We start from the raw sequence: 13653 nt of genomic DNA, 5'->3' as shown, positions 1-13653 counted from the left end.
CAACCCGCGATGTAGCCAGCGTTCGCGTTACGGCAGGATGTGGAATCCGAGCGAGGCGATATCCTTGGCAAAGCCGCGGACGGTGTCGAGCGAGACCTCGTACGGATCGCGGCCGATGTTCTTGCGCTTGGCCAGGATGCTGTTGGGCACCGTAATGATCTGGCAACCGCATCCTTCCGCCTGGTAAATATTGATAAGCTCACGCGTGGACGCCCACAGGACCTCGCAGTTGGGCTTGGCGGCGGCCTTCTTGACCGACTCCGTCATAAACGGAATGGGGTCGACGCCGGTGTCGGCGATGCGGCCGGCAAAGAGCGAGATGATGGACGGCGTCTCGGCGTCAACGGCCTCGACCATCTCGTCGACCTGCGTAGGCGTAAAGATGGTAGTGATGTTGACCTTGATGCCATCGGCCGAAAGCTTGCGGACCAGCTCGGCGGTGGACTCGCCCTTGGTAGTCACGCACGGAATCTTGACATAGACGTTATCTGCCCAGGTAGCGATCTCGCGGGCCTCGACCTCCGTGGTCTCGACGTCGTCGGCAAAGACCTCAAACGACACGGACACATCGGTGATGCGGGTCAGGACCTCCTTGGCAAACGCGCGGTAATCCGTCACGCCGCCCTTCTTCATAAGGGACGGGTTGGTCGTGAAACCCTGAACGTTGCCGTTCTCGTACATGTCGAGCATGCCCTCGAGGTTTGCACCGTCAGCGAACACCTTGATTGCCATCTGCCTGATTCCTTTCGTTTGCACAAGGCCGGTAAACTGCTAAACACTTTACCTACGTTTATCAAGGCGTGAGCTGCGGTTTTTTATCTTCTCGGCGAACGGTTTTGCAGTTTTACCATTTTTATATCGGCACCCCAGCGGCAAAACGTTTTTGCTGATCATCGCGGTTGATTCCGTTCGCGGCGCAGAGACAGCACTTCACCGGTGCGTTTTCACAACCACTCCAAAACAAAAAGCGGTGACGCCTCATTTGAGACGTCACCGCTTCCGTGTAGGAGCCGGTTATCGGAGCTCCGCCCGATTAGGGCTTAACGTATGCCTGGATTACTCTTCCTCAACGTGATTGATCACAGCGCCCTTGGTGTGGATAAAGTTGGGGACGAAGGCGACGATCAGAAGGACAGCGAGAATCGCGTAGACACCGGTGGTACCGAAGGCCTCGGCAGCGCGGCCAAGCGTAATACCAATGACGGAGAAATCGAAGTCGCCGAACGTAGTGTTCTTGAAGCCAAAGACGTCAAGAACGGGAAGGAGCAGGGCCGGGGCGAAGGTGATGAGCAGGCCGTTGACGAAAGCGCCAAGAGCTGCGCCCTTGCGACCGCCGGTAGCATTGCCGTAGATGCCTGCGGTAGCACCGCAGAAGAAGTGGGGAACCATGCCCGGGATGATGAAGATGCCCAGGGTAGCGCCCACGATGAACATACCGACCACGCCACCGATAAAGGAAGCGACAAAGCCGAGGATGACGGCGGTGGGAGCATAGGGGAAGAATACGGCGCAGTCGACGGCGGGGATGGCACCGGGGATCAGCTTGTTGGAGATGCCCTGGAAAGCCGGGACCAGGTCGGCAAGGATCATACGAACGCCGTTATAGACGATGGTGACACCAACGGCGAAAGACAGAGCGCAGGTCAGGGCATAGACAATCACGTTGTCGCCGCCAGCGGTCTTGGTAACGACCGCAGGATCTGCGATGTAAGCGGCGAAAGCGGTAACCAGGTAGAAGAAGGCCATGGTAAGAGCCGTGGAGATGGTAGTGTCGCGCAGGAAGGCGAACTTCTCGGGAACCTCGATCTTCTCGGTGCTGTTCTCCTCGGCGTCCTTAGCAAAAAGCGTACCGACTGCAGCGGAGATGTAATAGGCGAGTGAACCGAAGTGGCCCATGGCGATTTCATCGCCATCGGTAACCTTCTCGGTGAAACGCTGACCAACGGCGGGAAGCATAGCGCTCACGAGGCCCAGGAACATACCGCCCACGATGACAAGCTGGACATCCTGGAAGCCAGATGCCTGCAGAACGGCAGACAGCAGGCAGGCCATAAACATGCTGTGGTGGCCCGTCAGGAAGATGTACTTAAACTTGGTAAAGCGGGCAATGATAATGTTCACGACATAGCCGAGAATCAGGATCATCATGGTCTGAACGCCGAGGACGCTCTGAGCCATCGAAACGACGACCTCGTTGTTGGGCACGACGCCGGTGATGTGGAAACCGGTCTCGATGAAGGTGCCCAGCGGAGCAAGGTTCTCCTGAACAACAGCGGCGCCGGCAGACAGCATGATGTAACCAAGAATGGGCTTCAGGGTGCCCGTCATCACCTTGTGGGCAGGACGCTTAAGCGCGACAAGGCCCACAAAGGCAAATAGACCCATAATCCACGCTGGCTTGGTCAGAATCGATTGGATAAACTCAAGTATGGGAAGGATGGCTTGCATCTGCGCTTCCTTTCTCTCTAACGTGGGCGCGTTTCCCTCTTCCACAGGGAACCGCCCTTTTTTGTGCCGCTTTAGGCGTTAGCGGCGGCCGCTTTGATTGCCTCGAGGGCGTCTTCGCGGATCTTCTTCTTGTTCACATAGCTGCGAACGATCACAACGTTGCCGTGGAGCTCGGGGGCGAGTTCCTTAACGGTGATGAACAGATCCGGATTTGCGGAAGAAGCACCGTTCAGGTCCATAGACTCAACGTCGGCCTTGATGCCCTCCTCCTCGCAAAGCTCCTCGACTTTGCCAGCGAGCATCAGGCTGGACCCGATGCCGTTTCCGCATACGGTGATGATATGCATGGCAACCTTCCTCTCCTACACGTGACGGTTTTCCGTCTATCCAAAAGCGGCGACGCATCGCCGTGCCATTAAGGCCTAAAAGAATGAACGCATGGTCTCCAAAACCTGCTCGGGCGTATCGCATGCGCTGAGCTTGGCAACGCAGTCCTCGTCCTCGAACATCTGCGAAAGCTCCGCCAAGCAGCCAAGATGAGCCTTGGGGTCGGGTGCGCAAATACCCACGAGCACGTGAACCGGATCGAAATCCTCGTGTCCAAACGCAATGGCAGGATCAAGCGTGACGATACAGATCCCCGCTTCACTCACATTGCCATCTGCCTGAGCGTGGGGCATGGCGATGCCCTCTTCCAAGACCATATAGGGGCCGAATTTGTGAACCGATGAAATCATGGCATCGACATAGCTCTGATCGCATTTGCCAGCGTCTACGAGCAACTTACCGCATGCCCTGATCGCTTCCTCCCAGTCGGAGGCCTCGACGTGGCAGGCAACAAGCTCGGGCTTAAGAAGATCGGTCAGCATGCTCGTCCCCTACTCCTCGGGCAGGATATGAAAACCAAGCGCCTGAATGTCGCGGGCAAAGCCTTTGACCGTATCAAGCGAGTACTCAAGCAAATCTTTCCCGAAATTCTTGCGCTTGGCAAGAAGGGCATTGGGGACCGTAATAATCTGGCATCCAACGGACTCCGCCTGGAAGATATTGAGGACCTCGCGCGTAGACGCCCAGAGAACCTCGGCAGCAGGCTTAACGGCAGCTTTCTTTACGGACTCCGCCATGAGGGGCAGCGGATCGACGCCGGTATCGGCAATGCGACCGGCAAAGATGGACAGAATAGAGGGGGTCTCGGCAGAGACGGCATCGACGAACTCGTCGACCTGCTCGGGCGTGAAGATAGTGGTGACATTCACCTTGATGCCGTCGGCAGAAAGGCGCTTGACCAGCGCGGCAGTGGACTCGCCCTTGGTGTTGAGCGCCGGGATCTTAACATAGACGTTGTCTGCCCAGGTTGCGATCTCGCGAGCCTCGGCTTCCATACCCGCCTCGTCGTCGGCGAATACCTCAAAAGAAACCGGCACATCGGTAATGTGCTCAAGAACCGTCTTGGCAAAAGCGCGGTAGTCAGTCACGCCACCGGCCTTCATAAGGGAAGGATTGGTCGTGAAGCCCTGAACGTTGCCATTGTCATGCATGTCAAGCATGCCTTCGAGGTTAGCGCCGTCGGCAAACACCTTAATCGCCATGTTCGGTCCTTTCTCATCTAGCACTATTGCTATCGAAAGCCTTCTTCTTTGTTTCAAAAGCTTTTCGGCTTTCTTTTATAAACTATTTCAAAAGCTATCGAAAGCTCAATTGTCAACTTTCCGTGAACGGTCAAATATCGGGCGTGAACGTACTTCTTTTGGGCGGCATCTTCAGAATGAGACTCTTTATAGCCCGTCTACGTGCGAATTATCTGCTACGCATGCATTTGTGACATGCCATTCCGTTCTTTTGATTCATTCGAATTCGCCTTGTTCTTTTCATATCGATACGTTATATTTCGATTACGAAAGGCGCATCTTTTACCTTTTGTTCAAAAGGAGCGGCATATGGCATCTACTTCAGACCTTTCACCGGCCGAGCGTCAGCGATTTATCATGAATTGGCTGGCCGAAAAGCCAAATATCTCGGTATCCGACATCGTTCGCCGTTTTTCGGTTTCGGAAGTCACCGCACGACACGACCTCATCTCGCTGGAATCCGAAGGCAAGCTGCGTCGCGTACGCGGCGGAGCGGTATCGCTTTCTCGCTCCAACGCAATCTCGTATCCCGAGGAGCGCATCAATGTCCAAGTCGAGGCCAAGGAGGCCATCGCCGCAACCGCAGCAACTCTTGTTGATGATGGCGATGTTCTGGTAATTGATATCGGCACCACAGGCTTTTACTTCGCTAAGGCCCTCATGGACAAGCGTGAGATCACCATTATCACCGGCGATCTTGCAATCGCGAACTACGCCAGCTTCAATCTCCCCAATGCTTCGGTAGTGCTGCTGGGCGGCTCTGTGCGCAAGGGCCACCTCTATCTCGCGGGCGCACTAACGCTCGACTGCATGAGCAAACTACATGCCGACAAGGCGTTTGTCAGTGCCGACGGATTCCACCCCGACCATGGTTTTACCGTCGAGCACGACTTCTCGGCCATGATCAAGCATATGTACCTGACCAACTCAAACCAGGGCTACATGATGGTTGACCAGGGAAAATTCAACAAGACCAGTTTTTATCAGTCCGCGCAGATCGATGACCTCGATGGCATCATCGTTGATGGAGACGACGAGGGCATCATGACGGCGGCGATCGAGAGCAGCCGCAGTCATCCCAAGCTCTATATTGCAAAATAGCTCAAATGGCCGGGTCGCCCCCACTGCGGGCGACCCGGCCATTTATTAAATCAACCCAAAGTGGCGCATCGCTGTGACGGTGCCATCGTGTGCGACATCGTCGGTCACGTAGTCGGCGAGCGCCTTGACCTCGGGCATGGCGTTGCCCATGGCGACAGCCGTCTCGACCGCAGCGAGCATGCCCAGATCGTTGCCCGAATCGCCAAAGCCAAAGGTGCGCGCATTTCCCTCGCGGCCCAGATACTCCAGCGCTCGCGCCACACCCACGCCTTTGTCAATACCCTTGGGGCTCAGCTCGCGATTCTGGCCACCGGTATTGCACAGCTCAAAGTTGCGGTCGATAAAGCCATCGTCGTTGGCCACGCGAGCCAAGCCGGGCGCGTTAAGGCACACCTTGCCCACGCGCAGACGACCGTCGATGCGCATTTCCTCGGCGCTGTGCACCGCAGCAGTGCCGATCAAAGACGACTGCTCAACGCCCGCGGGTTCCAGGGCAAAAGTAGCCACGTTGGTCTCGAAAAAGGCTTCAATCCCTGCCGCGGCCATACGGCGTGCAAGCTCCTCAATAACGTCCTCGTCAAAGCAGTCCTCATGCACCACGCAGCCCTCGACCTCGAGCGTCGCTCCCGCCATGGCAACGACACCCGCCGGGTTCAGCGCGCGCAGGCCATCGGCAATCAGCCACAAGGGACGACCCGTGCAGATAAATGCATGGTGTCCCGCGTCGCGCAGACGATGAAACGCCTCGACGACCGCCTGCGAGGGGTGAACCGCCGAAAAGTCCTTGTCGGTCATGTTGTCGGGATCGAACGACGTCAGCGTGCCGTCCACGTCAAAAAAGAGCACGGCGGAATCGGGGCACGCATCAATCATATGGGTTCCTTTCGGGGGCGAGAGTAAACGAAGTATCCATCATATAATGGAGCGACGCAACCAGAGAGGTCACCCATGGAATTTTACGCAAGCTGCCCCGAGGGCTTTGAGTCCGCACTCGCCGATGAGCTTAAACGCCTCGGGCTTTCGCATGTTCGCCGGCTGAAGGGCCGCGCTACATTTGAGGGCGAGCTCGAAGAAGGCTACCGCGCCTGTCTGTGGTCGCGCCTGGCGAGCCGTGTGTTCGTGGTACTCGGGCGCTTTGAGGCGCAGGATGCCGATGAACTGTACGATAGCGTTTACGACATCGCCTGGGAGACCATCATCCGCCCCGGCGCCACCATCGCCATCACCGCCCGCGGCGTGACCGAGCAGCTGCGCAACACGCGCTTCTCGGCCCTGCGCGCCAAAGACGCGCTGTGCGACCGTCTGGCCGAGACCACGGGCCGTCGCGCCGACGTCGATGCCGCCGACCCCGATGTTCACCTGTTGCTTTCGCTGCGTCAGCGCCGCGCGAGCATCAGCCTGGACCTTTCGGGCGACCCGCTGTTCAAGCGTCTGCCGCCCGCTGCGACTCGTGCCGGCGAGGGCGCACACGTGTTGCGCCCCGACTACGCCGCCCTGGTGCTGGCGCAGGTCGGCTGGACCGCACTATGCGAGCGCGAGCTGACGGCCGACGATTACGAAAACGAAGCCCTTCCCACGCTGATCGATGCCTCGTGCGCCGGCGGCGGTCTGCTGCTGGAGGCCGTGAACATTCTGACCGACCGCGCCCCGGGCGCCGCACGCGAGCGCTGGGGCTTTGAGGGCTGGCAGCTGCACGACGCTGTCCTGTGGGAGCAGCTGCTTGCCGAGGCGCGCGAGCGCGAGGCGGCAGCGCGCGAGCGCCAGGCGCGCATCGTGGCCGTAGACATCGACCCCGCCGCCCGCAAGACTGCCGAGCGCATGGTCAAGTGCGCCGGCTACAAGCGTTTTGTCGACTTTTGTGCCGCCAAGCCCGCCACCGTGCTGGACCATGCGGGCGCCGTCGCCGGTGCCGCCCTGGTCGCGGACACGACCGAGACCCCGCTTTCGCTCATGCACGATGCCATGACGCTCATCGGCGAGCTGCGCCGCGCCCCCGAGCTCGCTTCGGCGCCGGTCGCCGCTCTCACCCGCGACGGCTTGCTGGCCCGCGCGCTCCACGCCGAGCCCGAGCGCTCGATCGCCGTCATGCCCAATAACGAGGAGGCGGCTCTTGAGGTTTGGCCCTCACTCGACCACGCCGCTGCAGCGTTTGAGGCTGCGACCAGCGCGGATGCCGAGGCCGAGGTTGCGGATGCCAACGAAGCCAACGACGAAGCCGCCGCTTCCTCCATGCCCGAACCTGCCGCCACGCTCGACCTGGGCGACGGCAAACCGCTGCCCGTGCTCATCCCCGAGTCCGAGCAGTTCGCCAACCGCCTGCGCAAGAATGCCCGTCTGCGCCGCAAGTGGGCCAAGCGCGAGGGCGTGAGCTGCTACCGCGTCTACGATGCCGACCTACCCGACTACTCCGCCGCCATCGACCTGTACGAGGGCTGCCCGCAGACGCCGGGCCGCTGGCTCGTCATTGCCGAATACGCCGCGCCCAAGACCATCGACCCCGCGCTGGCCCAGGCCCGTATGCTCGACATTCTGGCCATCGCGCCGCGTATCCTTGATGTTCCGGCCGAGCATGTGCACGCCAAGGCCCGCATGCGTTCGCGCGGCGGCTCGCAGTACGGCAAACAGGGCGCCGGCAAGGGCGCATCGGGCGAGCGCGCCAATATCGCACGCCGCCGTCTGCCGCTCATCGAAGAGGGCGGACTCACCTTCGCCGTCAACTTTGACGACTACCTGGACGTCGGTATCTTCCTGGATCACCGCGTCACGCGCAACCTGGTGCGCGAGCACGCCAAGCAGGCGCGCCGCTTCCTCAACCTGTTTGCCTACACCGGCACCGCCACCTGCTACGCGGCCGATGGCGGCGTCGAGGAAACCGTGACGGTCGACCTCTCCAACACCTATCTGGACTGGGCCGAGCGCAATATGCGCCAGAACGGCTTTGTTGGTCCGCAGCATCATTTTGTGCGCGACGACGTGCTCGCCTGGATTCGCGACCAGCGCCAGACGCGCAACCGCTGGGACCTGATCTTTGTCGACCCGCCCACGTTTTCGAACTCGTCAAAGATGGGCCGCCGTACCTGGGATGTCCAGCGCGACCATGTTGAGCTGTTGGTCGGCGTATCGCGCCTGCTCGCACAGGGCGGCCACGCCATCTTTAGCTGCAACCTGCGCGGCTTCCGCCCCGAGACGCGCAAGCTCGCGCGCGCGGGCGTCGTGCTGGAGGACATTACGACGCAGACCATTCCCGAGGACTTCGCGCGCAACCAGAAGGTGCACCACTGCTATATCGTGCGCCGCCTGCCCATCGAGGACGCCATGGCCGAGGTCGGCTTTAGCGCCGAGGAGATTGCCGAGCGAACCGAGGAGCTGCGCAACCCCGAGGCCCGCAAGCCTCGCGCGGCAGCGCCCGCGCACGCGCAGGCCGGAGACCGAGGGCCGCGCGGCGACGGCAAACCCTCCCCCGCCGGCAAGCCCAAAAAGAAGAAGTTCTACGCCAGCAAACCCAGGGGCAAATAAACAAAGTTGCGGTGGAATATGGACTGTTTGGCCGCCAAATAGGCCATTTCCGTCCGTATTTCACCGCAACTCATATTGGGACGGTGGTTGGCGATCTAGCCTTGGGTGACCAATCGGTAACCGATGCCCACGTGTGTTTGGATGTAGCGCGGATGCGCGGGGTCGGACTCGATCTTCTTGCGCAGCGTGCCCATAAAGACACGCAGGCTCGCCAGGTCGCTCTTAGTTGCCGTGCCCCAAATCTCGTGCAGGATAAACTGGTGCGTTAGTACCTTGTCGGCGTTATGTGCCAGCAGGCACAAGAGCTTGTACTCAATCGGCGTCAGATGCAGCTCCTCGCCATCCATCGTGGCAATGCCGGCATCAAAGTCGATATGCAGCTCACCGGTATCGAACGAGCCCTCGGAGGCAACACCACCCGTTTGCGCATACGAAAGGCGCCTGAGCGTCGTGCGAATGCGTGCAAGCAGTTCCTCGACCGAAAACGGCTTGGTCAGGTAGTCATCGGCGCCGGCATCGAGCGCGCGAATCTTGTCCGCGTCCTCGCTGCGCGCCGAGACCACGATGATCGGCATGCCCGACCATGCGCGCACCGACTCCACCACCTTGACGCCGTCCATATCGGGCAGGCCCAGATCGAGCAGCACGATGCTCGGTGCCTGCGATGAGGCGGCGGCGATGGCGGCATGGGCGGTCTCCACGGCCATATGACGCAAGCCGTGCGCCTCGAGCGCGGCAACAATAAGGTTGCGGACGGCGGGATCGTCCTCAACGACCAGGATGAGCGATTTTACGGCAGAGTTCGGCACAGCGCTACTCCTTATCAAACGAAACGTCGGCGACGGGAAGCTCAATCGTAAAGACCGAGCCGTGCGGGTCCGCCGCGGCAACCTCTATGCTACCGCCATGCGCCAGCGCAATGGAGCGGCAGAGCGAAAGACCCAGGCCCACGCTGCGATGGCTGTCGGCAAGACCGTGGTTGGCGGTGTAGAACGACTCAAAGATTCGCTCGCGGTCCTCGGGCGCAATGCCCGGGCCGTCATCGGCCACCGAGCACGCCACGCGTCCATCGTCGACGCTAATCGAAATCATGATATGCGAGCCTGCGGGCGTATAGGTGATGGCGTTGTTCACCAGATTGACCACCAGCTGCACCATCAGGCGCGCATCGACGTTGACGAGCGCCGGCTCATCGCACGCCACCACCTTAAGGTCGTGCTCGCGCACGGCAGGGTTCACGTGGCGCAGCGCCTCCTCCACGATATCGTCCATGAGCTCGAGCGTGGTCGACAGACGCATACCGCCGCCCTCGAGCTTGGTGATGGCGAGCAGGTTCTCGACGGTGGCGTTGAGCCATTGCGCATCCGAGCGAATGGACAGGAGCAGGCCGCGGCGCGTCTGGGCGTCGAGCACGGCGGTGCCGGTCGAGCCCTGGTCGAGCAGCACATCGGCATTGCCCGAAATACTGGTGAGCGGCGTGCGCAGGTCATGCGAGATGGAGCGCAGCAGGTTGGCGCGCAGCTGCTCATTTTTGGCAAGCACCGCCGCCTCCTCGCGGGCCTCCATGGCGCGGGCGCGATCGAGCGCCAGCTCGCCTTCGCTCACGATGGCATCGGCAAGCGTCCGCTCCTCGTGCGTCAGCACGTCGGGCTCGGCAACGATAGCCAGCACGCCCACCACCGAGGTGGGGTCGCCCGAGCGCACGAAGCCGTCGCCTGTGCGAACCGTCAGGTAGATGCCATAAAACGCCGAGCCGCCATAGGTGGCATCGAGCGGCGTTCCCACATAGGCGGACGCCGAGAGCCGCGGCGGCATCTGCGGCGCCAGCTCGTGCACCGGGGCGGCATCGCCCACGGCTGTGTACGTCGCACGCGGCAGCAGGTCATCGCCCTCGGCGTCGGCGCTGTACCACACGACCGGACAGCCCGAAAGACGCGCCAGCTGCGTGGCCATGGCGTGAACGATCTGCTGCTGATCGGCGCACCGCTGCAACATGCGATTGGTCTCGAGCACCATATGCGTGCGGCGGTCGCTAGCGGCAGCCTGTGCCAAGGCGCGGCGCAGGGCCAACGCAATCGAGCTCGACACAAGCGAGACCACGAACATGATGAAGAACATGCCGGGATAGCCGCGGTCGATAAGCGACAGCGAGTAGCGCGGGTCGACAAACAAAAAGTTGTAGAGCGCCACGGCGGCAGCCGAGCTCAACAAGCAATACAGGCGACTCCAGGTAAAGAATGCGCACAGCTGAACGGCGAACACATAGACGATCATGATGCTCGGCGCGAGACCCGGATGGTCGAGCAGCGCGCCCACAATCGTCGCCGCGACCAGCAGCCCCACCGATACGCAGGCGTCATACAGAGGAGTGCGGCGCGTCAGCGTTGTGCGCCGCCACCAAAAGCTATCGGCAATATCGCCGTCCGTACGGACGTCCATCAGCGTCCCGCCCCTCTCTCAAAAACAAAAACCACCACAAAGGGGACAGGCACCTTTGTGGTGGTTTCCCTTGTGGTGGTTCCAAGTGTAAAGCCTTTGCAACCTGCGGTCGTTAGACAAACAGCACGTGCGCGAGCAGTGCGCACACGCACGCCGCGACAAGCACCGTCACCACGATCGAAATCACGCGGTCGGCCATGTCCATGTTGGCCCGATTCGTAAAGAACCGATCTTCGGCGGCGTCGACGCGCGCCTCACGCACCAGCTCGGTCGCAAAATCGCAACCGTCAAGCACCTTTGCATCCATGGTTTCCTCCCAGGACTCAATCCCCGTCAATACAAACCCGCCCGTTCGCAGGCAAACCTCAAGCGTCGACTACGGCCGCTCGTTGGGGGCAAGGCGCTGCATCTTGCTCACGGCCTTAAACTTGGTGAACAGCGGCACGTACTCAAAGCTCACGTTGGAGTTCTCCAGGCCGTACCAGCGCGCGGGCGTGCCGGCGGCGCGGCGGATGATGTACTTGAGCGTGATGGCCGTGCGCTCGCTCGGCTCCACGTCGCTTTCGGGCGCCAGCAGCTTGCGGATCATGACGAACTTGAACGTGCCAATGTTGCCCGGATCCTTATAGACCGAGTAGTCGTGCGTCTGCGACGGCAGCTCGCCGGTGGCAGCCAGGTCCTGAACAACTTGGCGCAGGTAGGCGTTGACGCGTTGGTTAATCTTGTAGCCCAGGTACAGATGCACGCGGAAAACATAGTCGGTGCCGAACGTCTCGACCGAATAGGCAAAGGTATGCGGCTCGTCCATGGTCTCGACGTTCACGAACCACCAGGCGCGAGCGCGCTTGGGATGCTTGTCCAAGATCGAGTAGACGATATCACGGTCGATGTAGTCGGTATGGGTGTCCTTGGTCAGGTACACGATGTTGTCGCTCATGCGCTCGTAACGGTCGTCGTCGCGCAGGCGCTTGAGCTGCGGCAGATAGCTGCGCAGCGGCAGCAGCGTAAACTGGCGCTGTTCGACCGCCGTGCCGTTGTACCAGCACACCATAATGCCCATGATGAGTGCAGCCATGAGGATAGTGAAGTAGCCGCCGTGGAAGAACTTGGTGAGCGAGCTCACGAAGAAGAAGCCCTCGAGCAAAAGGAAGAAGGCCGCGAAGATCCACGGAGCAACCTTGAGCTTGCGCTCCTCGTGCAGGTAGAAGAAGAGCAGCAGCGTGGTGCACATCATGGTCAGCGTAATGGCAAGGCCGTAGGCGGCTTCCATATGCGCCGAGTTCTGGAACAGCAGCACCACGATGACGCAGCCCACGAGCATGACGTTGTTGACCATGGGGATATAGAGCTGGCCCTTGGTCTCGGCAGGGTAGAAGACCTGCATGTGCGGCATGAGGTCCAGACGACTGGCCTCGGACACCAGCGAAAACGCGCCGGTAATGAGCGCCTGCGAGGCAATGATGGCCGCGATGGTGGAAAGGCCGACGGCAAACGGGCGCAGGCCCGGGGCGAGCATCTGGTAGAACGGGTTGAGGTCGGCAATGCCCATGAGCTCGGGGTTGGCAGCGTTGTTGATAAGCCAAGCGCCCTGGCCCATATAGGACAGCAGCAAGCAGCACTTAACGAACGGCCAGGTGGCGTAAATGTTGCCGCGACCCACATGGCCCATGTCGGAGTAGAGCGCCTCGGCACCGGTGGTGGCGAGGAAGCAGCTGCCCAGAATCATGATGCCCGCGTGGTTGTTGGGGCTCAGCAAAAAGGCGATGCCGCGCACCGGGTTGAGGCACAGCAGCACGGCGGGGTGCTGGAAGACAAAGAACAGACCCGTGCCGCCCAGGAACAGGAACCACAGCGTCATGATGGGGCCAAAGGCGTGACCGATCTTGGCCGTACCGATGCGCTGTACCAAAAAGAGAACGATGATGATGGCGAGCGTAATGGCGACGACGCGGCCCTGGTCATCGCCCAGCACGGCATGGACCGCCGGGATGGTGCGCAGGCCCTCGATGGCCGTGGTAACGGTAACGGCCGGCGTCAGGATGCCGTCAGCGAGCAGTGCGGCGCCGCCCAGCATGGCGGGGATGATAAGCCACTTGCCGCAGCGCTTGACCAGGCTGTACAGGGCAAAGATGCCGCCCTCACCATGGTTATCGGCGCGCAGCGAGATGAGCACATACTTGATGGTGGTTAGCAGCGTGACCGTCCACACGACAAGGGAGAGCGCGCCGAGCACGAACTCCTCCGTCACGCTTCCGATGCCGCCGTTGCCGGCAACGAGCGCCTTGGTTACATACATAGGGCTGGTGCCGATATCGCCGTACACCACGCCCAGCGTGACGAGCATCGCCGAGATGCTCACAGGAATCGCAGCGTGCGAGGCTGCCTCCTTGGCCTTTTGTTCCATAAGCCGGTTTCCTCCCAACTTTAATGTTCGAAGGAATTATAGGTAATCGGCCTGCACTTGCACGGCACCGTTTTCCCAGCTAGATAAACATTTATACGGCCTTTAGGCCACCACGGC

Annotated in this window: 12 protein-coding genes; 2 read left to right on the top strand and 10 right to left on the bottom strand. The window is 60.6% G+C overall.

The features are described from left to right. Positions 1 to 27: 27 nt before the first annotated feature. The 5 genes from AAAX32_RS07045 to AAAX32_RS07025 all read right to left on the bottom strand — a co-directional run bounded on the left by AAAX32_RS07045 (position 28) and on the right by AAAX32_RS07025 (position 4037). The gene (locus AAAX32_RS07045) at positions 28 to 732 is read right to left on the bottom strand and encodes a transaldolase (RefSeq protein WP_349100370.1); all 705 of its coding nucleotides are present in this window, start codon (positions 730 to 732) and stop codon (positions 28 to 30) included. 324 nt (positions 733 to 1056) lie between these two features. Beyond that, positions 1057 to 2448, bottom strand: coding sequence for a PTS ascorbate transporter subunit IIC (locus AAAX32_RS07040; protein ID WP_117635569.1), 1392 nt, complete (start codon positions 2446 to 2448; stop codon positions 1057 to 1059). A 71-nt stretch (positions 2449 to 2519) separates the two neighbouring features. Continuing rightward, a complete protein-coding gene (locus tag AAAX32_RS07035) occupies positions 2520 to 2795 on the bottom strand; it encodes a PTS sugar transporter subunit IIB (RefSeq protein WP_022094539.1) in 276 nt (91 codons plus the stop codon). 75 nt (positions 2796 to 2870) lie between these two features. Then, on the bottom strand, positions 2871 to 3317 hold the full coding sequence (locus tag AAAX32_RS07030; protein ID WP_089573145.1) for a PTS sugar transporter subunit IIA: 447 nt from the start codon (positions 3315 to 3317) through the stop codon (positions 2871 to 2873). 9 nt (positions 3318 to 3326) lie between these two features. Then, positions 3327 to 4037, bottom strand: coding sequence for a transaldolase (locus AAAX32_RS07025; RefSeq protein ID WP_349100369.1), 711 nt, complete (start codon positions 4035 to 4037; stop codon positions 3327 to 3329). Between the two features lie 348 nt (positions 4038 to 4385). Between AAAX32_RS07025 and AAAX32_RS07020 the strand changes: the two genes are divergently transcribed. Further along, a complete protein-coding gene (locus AAAX32_RS07020) occupies positions 4386 to 5177 on the top strand; it encodes a DeoR/GlpR family DNA-binding transcription regulator (protein ID WP_158548938.1) in 792 nt (263 codons plus the stop codon). Between the two features lie 45 nt (positions 5178 to 5222). Here AAAX32_RS07020 and AAAX32_RS07015 read toward each other — a convergent pair whose 3' ends face one another. Continuing rightward, on the bottom strand, positions 5223 to 6050 hold the full coding sequence (locus AAAX32_RS07015; protein WP_349100368.1) for an HAD-IIB family hydrolase: 828 nt from the start codon (positions 6048 to 6050) through the stop codon (positions 5223 to 5225). Between the two features lie 75 nt (positions 6051 to 6125). Here AAAX32_RS07015 and rlmKL point away from each other — a divergent pair, with 75 nt between their 5' ends. Next, the gene (rlmKL, locus tag AAAX32_RS07010; RefSeq protein WP_349100367.1) at positions 6126 to 8693 is read left to right on the top strand and encodes a bifunctional 23S rRNA (guanine(2069)-N(7))-methyltransferase RlmK/23S rRNA (guanine(2445)-N(2))-methyltransferase RlmL; all 2568 of its coding nucleotides are present in this window, start codon (positions 6126 to 6128) and stop codon (positions 8691 to 8693) included. Positions 8694 to 8788: 95 nt separating this feature from the next. Here the strand turns inward: rlmKL and AAAX32_RS07005 are convergent, their stop codons facing one another. From AAAX32_RS07005 to AAAX32_RS06990, 4 genes are all read right to left on the bottom strand, one after another. After that, positions 8789 to 9502: a response regulator transcription factor gene (locus AAAX32_RS07005; RefSeq protein ID WP_349100366.1), complete on the bottom strand. Its 714-nt coding sequence runs from the start codon at positions 9500 to 9502 to the stop codon at positions 8789 to 8791. Between the two features lie 4 nt (positions 9503 to 9506). Then, positions 9507 to 11132 carry an ATP-binding protein gene (locus AAAX32_RS07000; protein ID WP_349100365.1) on the bottom strand — a complete coding sequence of 542 codons (1626 nt, stop codon included), beginning with the start codon at positions 11130 to 11132 and terminating at the stop codon, positions 9507 to 9509. 112 nt (positions 11133 to 11244) lie between these two features. Beyond that, positions 11245 to 11439: a hypothetical protein gene (locus AAAX32_RS06995; protein WP_349100364.1), complete on the bottom strand. Its 195-nt coding sequence runs from the start codon at positions 11437 to 11439 to the stop codon at positions 11245 to 11247. A gap of 69 nt (positions 11440 to 11508) precedes the next feature. Next, entirely contained in the window at positions 11509 to 13536 is a 2028-nt protein-coding gene (locus AAAX32_RS06990) for a KUP/HAK/KT family potassium transporter (protein ID WP_349100363.1), read from the bottom strand. Between the last annotated feature and the right edge of the window lie 117 nt (positions 13537 to 13653).

The organism is Collinsella sp. CLA-ER-H3 (assembly GCF_040092425.1).
In the GTDB taxonomy this organism is placed as follows: Bacteria; Actinomycetota; Coriobacteriia; order Coriobacteriales; family Coriobacteriaceae; genus Collinsella.
This window is presented reverse-complemented; position numbering and strand designations above follow the sequence as displayed.

Coding starts and splice junctions, on each gene's coding strand:
- rlmKL (WP_349100367.1), top strand. CDS start 6,126: ATGGAATTTTACGCAAGCTGCCCCGAGGGCTTTGAGTCCGCACTCGCC.
- AAAX32_RS07045 (WP_349100370.1), bottom strand. CDS start 732: ATGGCAATCAAGGTGTTCGCTGACGGTGCAAACCTCGAGGGCATGCTC.
- AAAX32_RS07015 (WP_349100368.1), bottom strand. CDS start 6,050: ATGATTGATGCGTGCCCCGATTCCGCCGTGCTCTTTTTTGACGTGGAC.
- AAAX32_RS07025 (WP_349100369.1), bottom strand. CDS start 4,037: ATGGCGATTAAGGTGTTTGCCGACGGCGCTAACCTCGAAGGCATGCTT.
- AAAX32_RS06995 (WP_349100364.1), bottom strand. CDS start 11,439: ATGGATGCAAAGGTGCTTGACGGTTGCGATTTTGCGACCGAGCTGGTG.
- AAAX32_RS07030 (WP_089573145.1), bottom strand. CDS start 3,317: ATGCTGACCGATCTTCTTAAGCCCGAGCTTGTTGCCTGCCACGTCGAG.
- AAAX32_RS07040 (WP_117635569.1), bottom strand. CDS start 2,448: ATGCAAGCCATCCTTCCCATACTTGAGTTTATCCAATCGATTCTGACC.
- AAAX32_RS07000 (WP_349100365.1), bottom strand. CDS start 11,132: ATGGACGTCCGTACGGACGGCGATATTGCCGATAGCTTTTGGTGGCGG.
- AAAX32_RS06990 (WP_349100363.1), bottom strand. CDS start 13,536: ATGGAACAAAAGGCCAAGGAGGCAGCCTCGCACGCTGCGATTCCTGTG.
- AAAX32_RS07020 (WP_158548938.1), top strand. CDS start 4,386: ATGGCATCTACTTCAGACCTTTCACCGGCCGAGCGTCAGCGATTTATC.
- AAAX32_RS07035 (WP_022094539.1), bottom strand. CDS start 2,795: ATGCATATCATCACCGTATGCGGAAACGGCATCGGGTCCAGCCTGATG.